The organism is Limnospira platensis NIES-39 (genome assembly GCF_026000695.1).
GTDB classification, from domain to species: Bacteria; Cyanobacteriota; Cyanobacteriia; order Cyanobacteriales; family Microcoleaceae; genus Limnospira; species Limnospira platensis.
In genome coordinates this window covers 5,092,425-5,106,741 of sequence record NZ_AP026945.1, presented here as the reverse complement: position 1 = coordinate 5,106,741, position 14,317 = coordinate 5,092,425, and the positions used below count along the sequence as shown (strand labels likewise).

General features: G+C 39.1%; 16 protein-coding genes, 1 tRNA gene and 2 pseudogenes. 14 read left to right on the top strand and 5 right to left on the bottom strand.

The features are described from left to right. Nucleotides 1–4: 4 nt before the first annotated feature. From N39L_RS25145 to N39L_RS25135, 3 genes are read right to left on the bottom strand one after another with little or no spacing between them, the layout of a single operon-like run. Entirely contained in the window at nucleotides 5–352 is a 348-nt protein-coding gene (locus N39L_RS25145) for a hypothetical protein (protein WP_014277433.1), read from the bottom strand. A gap of 26 nt (nucleotides 353–378) precedes the next feature. Then, on the bottom strand, nucleotides 379–948 hold the full coding sequence (locus tag N39L_RS25140) for a hypothetical protein (protein WP_231852049.1): 570 nt from the start codon (nucleotides 946–948) through the stop codon (nucleotides 379–381). Continuing rightward, nucleotides 912–1,172 carry a hypothetical protein gene (locus N39L_RS25135; RefSeq protein WP_014277431.1) on the bottom strand — a complete coding sequence of 87 codons (261 nt, stop codon included), beginning with the start codon at nucleotides 1,170–1,172 and terminating at the stop codon, nucleotides 912–914. Before N39L_RS25135 ends, N39L_RS25140 begins: the two co-directional genes overlap by 37 nt. Nucleotides 1,173–1,250: 78 nt before the next feature. Between N39L_RS25135 and N39L_RS25130 the strand changes: the two are divergent. From N39L_RS25130 to N39L_RS25065, 14 genes and pseudogenes are all read left to right on the top strand, one after another. After that, nucleotides 1,251–2,924: pseudogene (locus tag N39L_RS25130) on the top strand (hypothetical protein). Nucleotides 2,925–2,965: 41 nt separating this feature from the next. After that, entirely contained in the window at nucleotides 2,966–4,621 is a 1,656-nt protein-coding gene (locus N39L_RS25125; RefSeq protein WP_014276713.1) for a hypothetical protein, read from the top strand. A 118-nt stretch (nucleotides 4,622–4,739) separates the two neighbouring features. Next, nucleotides 4,740–4,985, top strand: a complete 246-nt coding sequence (locus tag N39L_RS25120; protein WP_014276712.1) for a hypothetical protein — start codon at nucleotides 4,740–4,742, stop codon at nucleotides 4,983–4,985. 80 nt (nucleotides 4,986–5,065) lie between these two features. Next, on the top strand, nucleotides 5,066–5,707 hold the full coding sequence (locus tag N39L_RS25115; RefSeq protein ID WP_014276711.1) for a hypothetical protein: 642 nt from the start codon (nucleotides 5,066–5,068) through the stop codon (nucleotides 5,705–5,707). A 193-nt stretch (nucleotides 5,708–5,900) separates the two neighbouring features. Then, nucleotides 5,901–6,365, top strand: coding sequence for a hypothetical protein (locus N39L_RS25110; protein ID WP_014274193.1), 465 nt, complete (start codon nucleotides 5,901–5,903; stop codon nucleotides 6,363–6,365). A gap of 98 nt (nucleotides 6,366–6,463) precedes the next feature. Continuing rightward, nucleotides 6,464–6,814, top strand: a complete 351-nt coding sequence (locus N39L_RS25105) for a hypothetical protein (RefSeq protein WP_014276710.1) — start codon at nucleotides 6,464–6,466, stop codon at nucleotides 6,812–6,814. Next, nucleotides 6,804–7,208, top strand: a pseudogene (locus N39L_RS25100) (DUF1064 domain-containing protein). The gene N39L_RS25105 and the pseudogene N39L_RS25100 overlap by 11 nt, the downstream one beginning before the upstream one ends. After that, entirely contained in the window at nucleotides 7,201–7,566 is a 366-nt protein-coding gene (locus N39L_RS25095) for a hypothetical protein (RefSeq protein WP_014275577.1), read from the top strand. Before N39L_RS25100 ends, N39L_RS25095 begins: the two are co-directional and overlap by 8 nt. Nucleotides 7,567–7,855: 289 nt before the next feature. Continuing rightward, on the top strand, nucleotides 7,856–8,245 hold the full coding sequence (locus N39L_RS25090) for a hypothetical protein (protein WP_231851946.1): 390 nt from the start codon (nucleotides 7,856–7,858) through the stop codon (nucleotides 8,243–8,245). An 85-nt stretch (nucleotides 8,246–8,330) separates the two neighbouring features. Then, nucleotides 8,331–9,530 carry a hypothetical protein gene (locus N39L_RS25085; RefSeq protein ID WP_014274188.1) on the top strand — a complete coding sequence of 400 codons (1,200 nt, stop codon included), beginning with the start codon at nucleotides 8,331–8,333 and terminating at the stop codon, nucleotides 9,528–9,530. Nucleotides 9,531–9,543: 13 nt separating this feature from the next. Beyond that, a complete protein-coding gene (locus N39L_RS25080; protein WP_006616005.1) occupies nucleotides 9,544–9,765 on the top strand; it encodes a hypothetical protein in 222 nt (73 codons plus the stop codon). A gap of 62 nt (nucleotides 9,766–9,827) precedes the next feature. Next, a complete protein-coding gene (locus tag N39L_RS25075; RefSeq protein ID WP_231852015.1) occupies nucleotides 9,828–10,106 on the top strand; it encodes a hypothetical protein in 279 nt (92 codons plus the stop codon). 18 nt (nucleotides 10,107–10,124) lie between these two features. Beyond that, nucleotides 10,125–10,406, top strand: coding sequence for a hypothetical protein (locus N39L_RS25070; protein WP_035736471.1), 282 nt, complete (start codon nucleotides 10,125–10,127; stop codon nucleotides 10,404–10,406). After that, complete coding sequence (locus N39L_RS25065; RefSeq protein ID WP_014274186.1) at nucleotides 10,360–10,725, top strand: hypothetical protein; 366 nt, start codon at nucleotides 10,360–10,362, stop codon at nucleotides 10,723–10,725. The genes N39L_RS25070 and N39L_RS25065 overlap by 47 nt, the downstream gene beginning before the upstream one ends. 804 nt (nucleotides 10,726–11,529) lie before the next feature. On the opposite strand, the gene N39L_RS25060 is transcribed toward N39L_RS25065, so the two are convergent. Both N39L_RS25060 and N39L_RS25055 read right to left on the bottom strand, forming a co-directional pair. Continuing rightward, a tRNA-Met gene (locus N39L_RS25060) sits at nucleotides 11,530–11,602 on the bottom strand. A gap of 141 nt (nucleotides 11,603–11,743) precedes the next feature. After that, nucleotides 11,744–13,909, bottom strand: a complete 2,166-nt coding sequence (locus tag N39L_RS25055) for a LysM peptidoglycan-binding domain-containing M23 family metallopeptidase (RefSeq protein WP_014276708.1) — start codon at nucleotides 13,907–13,909, stop codon at nucleotides 11,744–11,746. Nucleotides 13,910–14,317 lie beyond the last annotated feature (408 nt).

The following is a 14,317-nucleotide window of genomic DNA, read 5'->3' as shown; positions in this document are numbered from 1 at the left end:
ATGATTACATATTGATATATTCGATAATTGTAACGCTGATACTAGCGCTAGATTCTGCTATCGCCTGTAACTTAGTTCTACCCCACGTTATTGAGATGGTATCACCTGGCTTAACCGAAAATGCAGCGTCTGACACGCTATCACCTGTAGGGTCAAATATTAGATGTACATTGGTATTTGACCGATTCTTTACAAACACCGTTCTACCGTTACTGGTAGCATTGATAGGCACAACTTCCGTGATAGTGTTAGCAGTCAAACTTATCGCGGTAGTTTCGGGAGTTCCCGGTATTTTACTGCTCATATTTAGAGTGTCTAAATTGACAATAGAACTGTAAACGGAGAAACTCATAATAAACTCCTAAATCAAAGTATAATTTACCAATTTATTATTTGTTTTAATCCAACAATATTGGTTACGCTATCCTCAGTTATAGCATAGATAGAAGCTGTTGATTTTAGTTCATCATCCCACCCAGCGTTAGGAGGTAAATATAGGCATTGATAAGGTACACAGTTACTGATATCGCCGTGACAAAACCATACCCCTACAGAACCTACATTTTGTAAGTGCAACCTATACCGATTAATATTTGAGGGTCTAACTAATGTGGGGGTATTGCCTATTGTCACCCCAAAATTTTCGGGTTGTGTCAATGTAGGGGTTTGAGGAACTGTATCGAGTTGATATTCAGCCATGCCCAAAATATTAATAGAATCATTGTTATGTAACTGAGTTAAACACCTAGCTTTAACTATTGAGTTGCTATCAATTGCTAAACCTTCGTTTTGATTAGTGATTAATTCAATTAACAGGTTTTCGGTGTGAATGCCTCCATAATATGGCAATTTGACAATCCCTAAATTTAACCCGTTTTCTGTTGCCATATTCCCATAAAATATCTGTAAATCTACCGCTCCCTGCAACACTTCCTGTTTTTTTTCCACCGTTGGTAATAGCTATCTTCCGGGTAAATTGTGGGGATTTGTGATTGTGCAATACTGGGAGTGTAACATCTAGCGTTTAACGATGATATATAGCTGTAAATACCGATATCATATTTATATCTTTCTGTTATTAATGATTCTAAAATAGTCCCGTTAAATAACTCTATGGCGTTACTCCAGTTAGCAGCGTTTATATGAGCCGCGATATTTTTAACACCTCTCATGATTTCCCTTATTTAATGGATTTAGTAACATAATTATACTATCATATAATACTATTAAACTTAGTACAAAACGTTAATATGGTTAGAGACAGACGGACGATTAGAGACAAACCAAAGGTTAGACCTCGCTCGGGAGTTAGATATGACACAGCTCCCTTTAGATTAAACGATGACCCCGGTAAACTAGGAGACCCGTTTCGAGGTTGGACTGGAGACCCATACGGGAGGGAATTAGATACTCGAAACAAATTTATAAGTGATTCTAAATATGTAGCTCCTGAATACTGGGATGCAGATGAATATCACAAAAAAAGAGAAGCTGAAGAAAGGGAAAAAAGAGAGGATATTAAAAAAGAGGCAACTGTCAAGGAACCACCAAACAGAGATGAACCAAAGGGAGGAAAAAAACCTAGGGGAAAGGGTGGCGCTGGTAGAGGTTTTGGCGGTCCTAATAGCGGTGACGAGGTAGATGATGATAAAGGAAGGCGACCAGGCGATAGTTCAGATGATGATTCAGATGATGATTCAGACAATGGAAATGGCGGAAATGGCAATATCGGTTGTACCATAAAAGCTAATGAAAAGTACAGCGTTGAAGAGTTCGACAGACAAATGGGTAGCGGGGGATGCTGTAATCCTCCACCAAGTGGAAGTAGCATCACTTTTTTTAGTCATATGGATTGGAGGTGGGGAGAAACTCCTCAACCAACAGGAAGTGAGAGGTTTTTTTATACGCAAGGACAGTGGGAGTCTGAGTGGGCATACGGCGACCCTGATTTAATGTTTGAAAGTATAGGTGTATTTTGTGATTGGTGGATGGAATGCACAGAATTTGATTATGTAATTCCTAGATTTTCCGCGAGCACAAAAGATATCCCGCAATGCATCGAAGGAGAAGAACCTGAAAATATACGAACGATAACAATACCAGATATGAACGAAGAATGCTGTGGAATGATTAGAAGGATTTACGAGTTCCTAGACCCTGAATCCTTTCCGGCTGAAATGCCGGAAAAAATCACGGTTAATGCTGATAATCCAGAGAACAGAATTAAACGAATAAACACATTGCCAGAATGGTTAATGTATCGATTTGACATCGATGACGAAAGATGGGGTGAATTTGAAGTTAAAGTAGAGATTGATGATGTCAATCTAATGACAAAAGCAGAAGAAAAAGCCGAAATCAAATTACCTAACTTAGCTGAATCAATTGCTGAAATATTCGGGATGGTAATGGAAATTGCCATCTCCCATCAAGTGACACAAAACGCTGTTTTAACCTGTTTACATGAAGCAGGTTTGGCGCATTCAGCAGCCTTTAAAGCTGGTAGAGAGGTCTCAGAAATATTAGATTATTTAGGATTTAAAACTGAAGAAAAATACGCAACAATTAAAACAGCGTTTACTCCAGAAGCTGATAATTTTGAGGAACTACTAGAACCTAATGAAAGTAAAGTTAAAATCACTAATCAAAAGAACGCGAAAGAAACACTATAAATAACATTAAATCAAATAAAGAAAATATTCTCAATAGTTAGAGCGCAAGGTACTTTACAAGTTAATGGTAATGACCCGTCAAAAGACATATTAGCCGATTTAACTAGGTTATATGATTCAATGAAAAAACAGGATGATATTAGAGAACAGGAAACCAAGAAAGTACAAGAATTATTGAAAAAAGACTTTCCTGATATCAAGATAGAAACCGAATTGATTGACGGCGATAACCCACTAAGAGGAACTTTGTAATGGTTGCCAGAAGTGCAAGAATGCTAAGGAGTACTCGTAGCTTGTCTAGCCGTCAAACTCGTAGCAGTATAGGTAGGAATGGCGTTAGACAAGTTAATTTAGCTCAGAGAACATCTACTCAAGAGATGGGTTGGTTTGGCAAGCTATGGGCAAAAATAACTGGTAAAGTTGTTGAATGGGGCAAAAGTTTTGGAGGTTGGTTATGGGAAGGAATTACTAAGTTTTTATCTAACTTTAGTTTTGAGAAAGTAGCACGATTTATCACGTCTAATTGGGATAGTTTCTGGAATTTCAACTGGAATATATCAGATGAACAGATAGACAAAAATATGATGAATATTGCTAATCAATTTATTAGTACTACCGCCGGTTTTTTGGGTAATATGGCAGGTAAATTAGTTTGTGGAGTATTGCCTACCATTGGTATTGCATTTATCAACAAAGCCGCTGCTATGCACATTGCCTTAAGCAAGGGACCTGAAATGCTTATGGAAGTATCTACAGCTTTCGGCTCATACGTTAAACAATCATTTGGCATGGCTATGAAAGCCATAGCATGGCAACTGTTTAAACATGGTAGACGGGTTGTTAAAATGTTTTTAGATAAAAGTCCTTCAACACTTGCAACGGCTATTGTTTCAATGGTTCCTGGTGGTAAAGGAACGATTGAAAAGTGGGGTGACGAAAAAGGTGAGGAATGGAGTTTCGGTAAACAGAGAAGGGAAGCTAGGGAGAAATTACCAGAAAGCTATGACGGAAATATTAACACTATTTGGAATCAAGATAGTAGTGAAGAATTTTGGGAGGAATTCTCAGATAATTGTAAAGAAGCGATTATTTTAGTTGCTCAAGGATTAGATGAATATATTGCATTACAACGCATTGAGGAAAATAGACAACAACAATTAGTTAACGCGGTTGTAGAAAATGGTGGAGAGCGATTTAGACTAGTATCATCATTAAGAAACCTTCAAGAAAATGTAGCAAATGTGTTAGCTCAAACTGAAATACTAGGTAATCGTGATATAGGGCAATTTGTGGGTTCCGGTGATATCTCTGAAGTTCCGAATAGTAGTAATTTAAAAATTCAGTTAACCTTTATTTTATATAACTACGAAAAACCTCCATATTGGACTAAGGAAAGACGGTCAAAACTACAAAAAACTCAAATAGAACTCCCATCAGTAGAAAGACACGAAATAACCTGGGATAAATTACAAAGGATATTTACTCAACCTAGTAAATCAGCGTTCACAAAAGGCAATATCAAAGTAACCTGCAATATGCGAAATGGTAGAACATTCTCGTTTTTTGTGAATGAATCTAGCAAGTCAGATGCTGAACGTATTTGCAAGGATTTAGTACAATTAACAAATTCTTCAATTGTTTATCCTTTACTATTTGAGGAAAGGAAAGGTTTTGGCGGTAGGGAAAATGCGAAACGAATAAAGGAAACAAAAATGTATATATCGGAGGTTAAAATACTTAACTGGGAATTAATTGATAAATTTGAACAAGCCAAAATCGATATGGGAGAGAATAGTGTTTTGGCAATGTACAAAGACCCTAGGAAGTCTAAAGTAAAAATTCCTTTACATTTTGAGAAGAAACCTAAGTGGGTAGATGACGCAATCAGAACAGCTACTAGAACGTCGTTAGAAATTAAAACTGGGAGTCAGCCACCAACTACAGCTTAATGTAGTTTTCATTGAATAGAAGCTACATATATGTAGCATTTCCTTAACGAAAATATAGCTAACACCTATATCAGTTTGGTGCTATCTTATTACTATTGATTTATTAGAGGTAATGACTATGGCAAGCCCCGTAACTCTTAATGGTCCCACTCTCGAACACCAATTGTTAGAAGTTATCGAGCAAGTTCAACGTGCACAGATAAACGCAACTAGAAACCCTAATGGTGTAACGGTAGTTACAGCTTATACCCGCAACATGGCAACTGGAGCTGTGACAGTATCCCTAACAATCCCTACTGATGATGTTTTGGATGCTACTAATGGCTCTATCGATGTAGAAGCTATTGCTGTTTTTGTTGACTAGGGTTCATTAACTAGGTAGACAACAATAGTGTTAATGTCTACCTATCTAAGGTTTTGTTTGATAATTAATGAGGTTAAATTATGCCATTAAATGATGCTTACGATAAATATAAAGCAAATTTTGTTGCTAAACTAGCGGAACCGAAAGGCACTTGTATCGGCAGGAGTTTGATGGTTGAGGCTCCAGTAGACAAGACATCAAAGTATGTTATCCCAATGCCTATGTTGCTGCTTTATACGCTATCCGATAACGCCGTAACACAGGAACCCGTCCTGGTGCGAGACTTAACTATCTGGAGACCTCCCGTTAGTGGAACTACATCAACTAATGCTAATAGGCGTAATATCATACCAGGGGCTAGAGTTAGGTCATGGAAACGTATAGAGTACACAAAGATTTTTGTAGAAGCTCCTGCCTCTATGGGTGGAGTATGGAGAACATATCGCACATCAGGAGTTAACGCGGGTGATAGGAAGCTAAGATTTATTGGTTTAAAAGTTCCTCAAATTTTCTCGATTAATTCCTTGCTATATGTTTTTGCTCATTACTGGAGCAAACAACCCGCGAGTATTAGAACCTATAACTCAATGTTTCGTATTCCGGCTGAATCTGAAATTACCCTCGATAACCTAGGAGAACTAACCACAGGTAGAACTGAAGCAGCTAATCAAGTACAAGGAAACCTTAGCGCTTTACCTGAGACAACAGGCAACAATCCATAATAACTATCTTGTTACTAAGTATATACCCGTTAACTCACAAAATAGGATTAACGAGTTTTTTGTATTGGTTATTATTTGTACATTCTATATATACTTAATGTAATACTTGATATTTTTATAAATAAGTGTAAATTGTATAATTTATGTTTATTTTTAATAAATTAATTAGATAAGATAATTTTAATTAAATACAGTGAATTCAAAAGAGCAAGGTAACTATACAGTTACAGAATCAATTGAAGGTAGCGTAACTGTAGAAAATGTAACTAATGTCAATACTAATAAAGTATTGACTCCTACAGAATACCAAGAGACGTTGAGTCGGTTTAATCAGTTTACTAAGTTTCTGGAGTTGGTTAATACTTACCTTCCTTACCCCAAAACTTCATTAATTCAATCATTGACCAACAAACTCCAAACGTCGGAGATTATCAACTCAAATACCTTTTATCTGACATATTCAGAGATTGCCACACTTAAACGAGTCACCAACGCAATCCTGACGCTATTAAAAGCAGGTGGAGTAAAGCTACCTCGTAAGGTTACGGGAGCCATCCAAGATGATATTAACGCCCTCGAAGACCATCTATTGGGCTCTGAGAGTGATTTAGAGGATGAAGATAATGAAGTCAACCCATTTTCTAGTTGGTTAGATTAATCCCACACCAAAAACAAAACCGCTTATGTGTAAATTTTTTAGGGACTCTATTTTAAAAGCACATAAGCGGTAGCCACTAAGCATTAGGAAATTATAGCATGATACCACGTCATTGGTCCGAGGTTAGGCTTAACCTACGAAACATCACGTTAACCCCCTTGATGTATATCGGTCATTCCCTATATATCAAAGTTCCAATTTCAGGCGTAAAGGGGTTTACGTGGCCATCAACTTTAGTTAAGTTTGATAAGGATTTTATTGCTTATTTTATAGGCGAAATTCTTAAAAAATTAATCCCATTACATCCTGACAAACTTGAGGAAATTTGTACAGAAGCCCTAGAGTTCTACAGAGAAGAATGGAATATATATCAAGCCGAAAACGGCGGGGATAGAGAACCTGATAATCCTAATACATCTTTCGGAGTGTACCCAAAAGATGAAAAATAAATACAATGCTAGAGGACAAAAAATAGACGGCTATTATTTTCCAAGTGCATTTGAATGTAGGGTTTATCACCTTCTACGAAAACATGATAATCAATTAATTGTTCACCCTAAAATGACATTAATTGAACATGCAAAACCTTGGAAAAATATCACCTGGATTCCAGATTTTTAGAGTCCGTTCTTTAATCGTTACATCGAAGTTAAGGGAGTATTAACTGATTCATTTAAGCTAAAAATGCAGTTATTGCAGTACCTTAATCCTGGTTTAGTCAATCAGTGTTGGTTTGTTATAAGGGGGACATCCTACCGATGGCAAGGCATCTCATTTATCAATATCGACGAGTTTAAGGGGCTTTGGAAAAACTTAGAGATTCCAAGGGTAAACAATGAATAAACTGCACTACAAGGGGTTATTTTCCATTGACGGTGAGTTAATAAACACCACCTATAACCCACACCTATTTGAGTCAGAAACCACTCAAATAGCCTACCGGATACTAACCCCTATAAAGGAACATAAAACCCAGGAAATCCTTGATTTAGCTTATTCCTATATGGGTTGTTATAGCCCTAGGGGGGACTACAGAGGTCACGCTACAGCAAGGTTGACAAATGAAGGCAGCCTACGAGTATCAATTGTTGGTAACCCTCAATTTTGGGAGGTATGCAAAAAAATTTCAAACGTCATAATCAATCATCAAAGGATAGTTAATCATGAGTATCGGATATTACGGCAAAAAACAGGACGATAAATTTAGTTATTGCAGTGCAGTTAAGCCCGGTGAAACGGCAACCTTTCTAATTGTTGATTATGCATAATTCCGAATTAAGTCACCTCATTTATGGATATTCGGGAAAGGTGTATCAGGGGATTTTTCTAACTTCAATGATAGGGATTGGAGTTATTCCCAAGGTGATAAAGAATTAATTGCTGTACGGTTTTATATTGAAAAATACGAGACTGAATATAACGGCAAAAAACGAGAATATAGCCCTACATCTCCAGAACTCGCATTGCTTAAAATAGTCGAAAGTGACTCAATGCTTACAGACGGTTCTGTGATGTTTACAGCAACAATAAATCTAAGTCAATCATCAGTCAGACCTTCTGACAGGATATTAGAGGGAAATATCGGAGACGATAATTTAAACTCTGATATTTCTAATATCTTAGAAATTGAATGTATTAATCCATTCAATCAATCTTTCGCTACTTACTCAATCGGAGATATTGACGCTTTCATTGAATCCAAAACTAAAAATAAAGCAGGATTTAATGGAAAGGCAAAATACAAAACCTTCGAGGAAAGGTTAACAGAAGGGGCTAAGGTTTTGGATTGTGACCCTAGCTTTGAGAGTCTTTATAACAAGGTTAAACAACTTGATTCTAATGTATTAATTGCATTAATTGAATTACTGCGATTAATGTAGTCACAAATAAATCCCCCCTAAATATTTAGGGGGGAATAACCACCATACCATGTCAACAAGTCAAGAGCGATAAGAGGTTACTACCATGTCTGAGGACTATATTGATTATAGACTAATTAGAAGTCAGATGTCATCTGAACTAGAAGAAATAATCACAGAAGGCAACCTGGGTGAGCAATTAGAGTCTGTTTTACGGGCTGTCTGTGTTCTACCATATCCTGATATTCAGTTTCCAATTATCGCCTCGTTTATAGCGTCTCCAGTAACCCTTATGAGTACAGCTGGCATCCTGTTCCTTTGGGGGTCTAGCGGTACTGGAAAGTCACAGATAGCTACCGTAGCATCTGAACTATACAAGACAACCTCGGTGCTTGCTAATAGCACTTTCGCTTCACTGAGAAACAAGATACAACATGAACGATTTTATGACCCCCTTCAATGTGAATTTGAGAAAAATTTTATATTGGTATGGGAAGATATCACCCCTAGCTTATTAATTGAAAATGAGAATATGTTATCGCTTTTCAAGGTGTTAAACCGCAAAAATAGCCGAATAACCATCAGTAGTCAGACACCGGGAACTAACATGATTTTTAATGCTTTCGCTTTAAAGGTGATTAATTCAATACATCCATTGTGGACATTTTGGGAGTTAAACGAACTCAAAAGACGGATGTTTCCTATATGGTTTAAAAAACGAGAGACTATGACATCAGAGGAATATAGAGGGAATCATTTTGAATTAAACGAATTAAGCGATATTGAGGATATAACGCTAGACAAGCTATCATCTCAATTAGAGATTTTCTGGCGAAATCTCGATAACTGCAATCAATACAGTAAAGCTAAGAAACTGTTACAGAAACATAAAAAAGATATCACCAATTGTAGGTTGTCATTAGAGATTATCGCGACACATTCATTAATATATGAATCACCTTTGATAGAGTCAATTAAACAATTTAATGATTACTGGGAGTTAATAAATGAAAAGGTTTTGACAATATCATCGGGTACTGAACAATTTTTAGACAGCTTTATAAGCCAAAGTATTGAGGCAAAAATGAAACAAAACAACCAGGCAATTAACGCGGGATGTCCTGAGTTAACCGAGGTTGTAACTGATATCGACCCGAAAGCGTTAAAAGAAGCCATTGAGAGAGCTAAAACAGATGGATATCTTGATAGTCGCGTTAATGTTTCAGAGTTGACTAATCTAATGAAAAGCAGGGGCTATTCAATGATTAATCAAAACGGCAAAAACGTTTGGAAACAAATTATTTAAGGAGGGAATTAAAATGACTCAAAATAACATTGACGCTATTACTCAAACAAGGTTTAAAACGTTTAAACAAATGGTAGACACCACGATTTACAATGCTACCAAACAAGACGCTAAGGATACTTTGATAACAATAATGAATGATTGTCAAACCGAGTATTCCCTGGCAGTCGCAAAGGAACAATTACTCCTAAAACAGCTTAATTATATTAAGCATTTACTAACCAAAATTGAATAATTTAAACCCTTCCGAAATGACGTTAAACTATCACAACTTAACCACTATCAAAGGATAAAACCATGTCAATCAAATTAAGTACACCCGGATTAAACGTAGTAGAATATAGCTACATGAGTAATCGATTAAATCCTAACGTTGTAGGATTACTTGACTTAGTAGAACTTGCTATCACATCTGAACAATTCGACGAAATTGTCGAATTTATTCAAATCCACAGGCATTTTTTAAACGCGGAAATCGAGTTACTCAAAGGTATTGAAGCCTTGCTTGATGCAAAAATTACAGAACACAACAATAATCAAAATCACCCCGATAATGATGATCACAAGTTCAATTAATCAATAGGAAATAAAGCCATGAATGAGTTTGAACAAGAAAAAATGATGGTTATTGCAGAAATGGCTAGGGAGATTTTTGTCAGATTAGCTGGCAATAATTTAACAGCAACTCGTGAGGATAGAATCACGATAGCAGAAATTGCTCATAATTACGCTATTGACTTTCTGGCAGTACACGAGAAATGGGTAGAATCTCAGTATCCAATTATTACTCGATTCGATTCAGACGTAATATCACCTGAATGTAACCTTAATGGTTATAACAGCGATATCCTACTGGGAGGTGATTTTCATGCCTAAGCTACTCCCAGTAGTCACACTAACAGGGTCTTACAAAGGGTTTCTGGTAGGTCATGGTAATATCTGTATCGAAGTAGGTTCTTTAGAATGGTTTAAATACCTAGAAACCCATAAATCTTTTTCAGTAGAGGTTAATGGTAAACGATTTACAGCTTGCAAAAAACTCTCAATTAATGGTTTTACCTACTGGAACCTCAAAGGGTGGGATGGTAGCGTCAATCATCACATCTACATAGGGAAATCTGACCAACTCATTGTAGACAAGCTAACAGACGTAGCGTTAGCTATGATTACTAAGTGCAGAATGAGTAACAGCTAAACCCTAAACCCTAACACCTAACACCTAACAGCTAACCCTAACTCAATAACAACCTTAACCCTTATCGTGTCCTATCATGATAGGGGTTGTTTGTATTTTTTGCCAGTAGTCTATTGCCAGTAGTCTATTGGAAGTTTATATGAACCCACCCCTAGTTTACCCACAATAAACACCCTAAGCCAAAACCTTAACCCGTCTATTAGGGGTAATCATCCTGTGCGGAACTCAGTACCCCTATAAATTGGAGACTTGTCTAGCGGTATGTAGGTATCGGTTTCGATGGGGAATCAATTCTCTAGGATTATGTAGGTATCAGCGAGAGATGACGAAACAAGTTACCAGTTGAAAAGTTGTTTGGGGGTATCGCTTCAGTATGTCATAGCCAGGTTAGTCGTGATTATGCGATCGCATTTTGTTGGTAGTGAGTAGGCTCCTCAATATTTCACTAATAATCTGACTACCCCTATGGGTTTTGAAATTTGAGCCATACCCTCCCCCCATAACCGAAACAAACACTCTTAGGGGTGCGACCGATGTGATAGCAGTCAATGGTTCGTAACGAACCGATAGGCTTGCCATTGACGGGTATCACGAGAGAGTTACCCTATCGGTGTTTGGTTAGGGGGAGATAGTAGGCATTTGACAGATTGATTAAGTTGTGCTTATTGACTGAGTAATCAACCTATTGACAGAATTATTTTCCTGTGCTAGGACTAGATTGTGAGTAATATCTGAGTAATTAGGTACGACTATCGGGTTAAAGCAATTCCCGCGATAGTAGTCAGGATAAGGGTTTAAGTTAAATGGCTCTGGCGGGATTTGAACCTGCGACCTTGGGCTTATGAGTCCCCTGCTCTAACCACTGAGCTACAGAGCCTTGTTTCTCAACGATTTATAAATATAGCACGTTTTCCTTATATATGGCAAGCGATCGCCAAAAAAAATTTTCAACCCGTCAAAGGGAAGAACAGACCAGGGGAGCAACCACCTAAGTCCGTTCTTAGCCAAGAATTGATCATTAATCCCTGGACAACAAAGCCATAGGATTGACAGCCCCATTTCCGGTGGGGTGAATTTCAAAGTGCAAGTGAGGACCTGTGCTAAACCCAGTGCTACCCATTTCGGCAATTAGCTGACCCTGGGTAACTCTCTGACCCTTGCTCACCAGAATCCGGTGATTATGAGCATAAAGGGTAACACTGCCATCAGGATGCTCTAATTCGACCAAGTTGCCATAGCCACCGCTGTTCCAACCAGAAAAGATAACCACTCCCGGAGCGGCTGCTAAGATGGGAGTACCCACCGGACCGGCAATATCAATACCTCGGTGCATTCTTCCCCAACGCCAACCGTAGCCGGAGGTTAAAATTCCCTCGGCTGGCCAAATATAGCCAGTAAACCTTGTGGAGCCTCCCGGTAGGTAAGCATCCGGGCCAAGGAGTGGCGGCAAATCCGGGGAAACAATGCGACCCAGGGTAGGGTTATGAAGTGGGTCATAAGCACTAGCCCCCATAGGAGCAGTAGCAACCAATGAGTTGGGGCTATCCTCAGAACCTGGTTCCGGGCGGCGGGAAATCTCTTGAGTAGCCCCGTCTAAGGGATTTTCCCCATAGAGATTCCTTTGATCTTCGTCGGCTCTGGGGTTAAACTGAGGATTAATCCGTTGTAGTCGTCTGGGGTTAGGTTCAGTAGCAGCGAAAACCTGATCAGCGGTTTCGGCTTTTTCCGCCTTGGCTTCGATTGCTAATTCTTCTGGTTCCTGAGAAAAGCTGACAGTTTGATAGGAATAGGTGGGTTGAGACTGTTGAGCGTGGTACTCGTTTCGCAGTCGCTCAATCTCAGTTCTCAGGCGATCGCTATAGAGTCTACTGCTGCTGTGGCGGCGATTGAGAGGGGTAAGCCTTCTCTCCTCAGCATCAGCAAGACTAAATTCCCCATTACTACTGGGTTGGGACTCACCACTAGTTGATAGATCCTTTCGTGAAGCTGTAGTTGAGTTATCAGTATAGTTAGACTCTATGACAGGGGTTTGTTGACTGAGTTCAGAGAGTTTTCTGGGCCAGATGCGATCGCCGCCATCATTTGATGTACCCAAGCGATCGCCCAAATCCACTTTCAGGCCCATAGGTTTAGTGATATCGCCAGATATTTCCGACGGGAGAACCGTAGGAGTCACAGTTTGACTCAAACGTAGTCTCACAGAAGCTCCCGGAGTATTGTCGCTAGTAGATGCTCTGTGGCTAGGAGTAGTAGTTTGGGTTCTTCCCAAATCAACTCTGGAGTTGTTTAAGTCGTGATCTGCTGTGTAACTATCTCTTGGGGATGTCAGATAGTTATTCAAACGTTTAGGAATCCTCAGTTCTTGATCAACCTTAATCAAGTGAGGGTCAGTCAAATTATTAGCTCTAATCACATCATTGACTGAGACCCCGTGAGCTTCAGCAATGCGATCGATAGTGTCTCCTGAGCTGACCTTATAGACCACCGAAACCGACTGATTGGGGTCAGAGTCAATCACCAACGTACCCGGAACCCGATTAAAGGAACTGATGTCAGTTTCCCTAATTGTCTCCCTCACCGCGTTGCTAACCTGGGAAGGTTGAGAAAAACGAGGGCTAGGGGCAGTATTTTCCGTAACATCAGAGCTAGAGCTATAGGAGTCTGAACCGCTAAGGCTATTTCCCCCCACCCTTTCGATGGTGTCAAACTGATTGGGGAAAGGTTTGTCTTCAGATTTTGATAAAGACGGTTCCGAGACAACCACAGACCCTGGCTGGGCTTGCTCTTGGGCTTGAGTCTCGTTTTCCTGATGGTCAATAACTGCTGCTGGTTCTACTGGGGTTGTCGAACCCATAGACCTAGAATTAGATTCTGTCAGGTTTCGCAGAATGGATGGTTGCCAATCTGATGAATCAGATACTGAGTCGCCGTTTTGATTAAATGCAGCTTGATTAGAAGAAGACTGCATGGCTTTGGTGCTATCGGCTGTTAGTGACTCAGTAGCAGCACTACCCCCTTCGGGAAACAGAAGACCTGATGCAATCGCTAAACCCAAGAACGCAGCAGAGGTTTTTACCCGGCTCCGACTGGGGACTGTGACCTGTTGTGTAGTTTCCAAGTTCATATCTGTCTCATTGGCACCCGTAACAACAGGTTGATTGTTGTGTGGAACTGTTCCTTTCAAAGAACGACCTCCTATGGAGAAGCGCTTAAACTGTACCTTGGGGCTGGTTTTCCTCAGTTATCTGTATTTAACACGGCTTTAAGCAGAACCTGCGATTACAGTAACTGATAAGTGATATTTATCATGCTGATTACATGAGGCCAACCACTGCCAGCCATATTGATTAGGTCAGATTACCTTGCTTTTTGAATTTCGACAAGCCACCTTTACCCATCAATTACCCCAAGTTTGAGAGTGTGAGTTAACTATCTAGCAATTCCCTTTATGTCATAGATAAAAGACAGTTGGCAGGAAATGCAGATTGGGAATCCGCTGATCCCGAATCAAACTTTACACCATCTACCTCCAAAAACACAATGCCCTCAGACCAGTGTTTTGTTGGTTAACAACTGTAGCCGGGTGGTTTGA

Excerpts from the sequence above, each read along its gene's own strand:
- N39L_RS25145 (WP_014277433.1), bottom strand. The coding sequence starts at position 352 with ATGAGTTTCTCCGTTTACAGTTCTATTGTCAATTTAGACACTCTAAAT.
- N39L_RS25135 (WP_014277431.1), bottom strand. The coding sequence starts at position 1,172 with ATGAGAGGTGTTAAAAATATCGCGGCTCATATAAACGCTGCTAACTGG.
- N39L_RS25120 (WP_014276712.1), top strand. The coding sequence starts at position 4,740 with ATGGCAAGCCCCGTAACTCTTAATGGTCCCACTCTCGAACACCAATTG.
- N39L_RS25115 (WP_014276711.1), top strand. The coding sequence starts at position 5,066 with ATGCCATTAAATGATGCTTACGATAAATATAAAGCAAATTTTGTTGCT.
- N39L_RS25105 (WP_014276710.1), top strand. The coding sequence starts at position 6,464 with ATGATACCACGTCATTGGTCCGAGGTTAGGCTTAACCTACGAAACATC.
- N39L_RS25095 (WP_014275577.1), top strand. The coding sequence starts at position 7,201 with ATGAATAAACTGCACTACAAGGGGTTATTTTCCATTGACGGTGAGTTA.
- N39L_RS25090 (WP_231851946.1), top strand. The coding sequence starts at position 7,856 with ATGCTTACAGACGGTTCTGTGATGTTTACAGCAACAATAAATCTAAGT.
- N39L_RS25085 (WP_014274188.1), top strand. The coding sequence starts at position 8,331 with ATGTCTGAGGACTATATTGATTATAGACTAATTAGAAGTCAGATGTCA.
- N39L_RS25080 (WP_006616005.1), top strand. The coding sequence starts at position 9,544 with ATGACTCAAAATAACATTGACGCTATTACTCAAACAAGGTTTAAAACG.
- N39L_RS25075 (WP_231852015.1), top strand. The coding sequence starts at position 9,828 with ATGTCAATCAAATTAAGTACACCCGGATTAAACGTAGTAGAATATAGC.
- N39L_RS25070 (WP_035736471.1), top strand. The coding sequence starts at position 10,125 with ATGAATGAGTTTGAACAAGAAAAAATGATGGTTATTGCAGAAATGGCT.
- N39L_RS25065 (WP_014274186.1), top strand. The coding sequence starts at position 10,360 with ATGGTTATAACAGCGATATCCTACTGGGAGGTGATTTTCATGCCTAAG.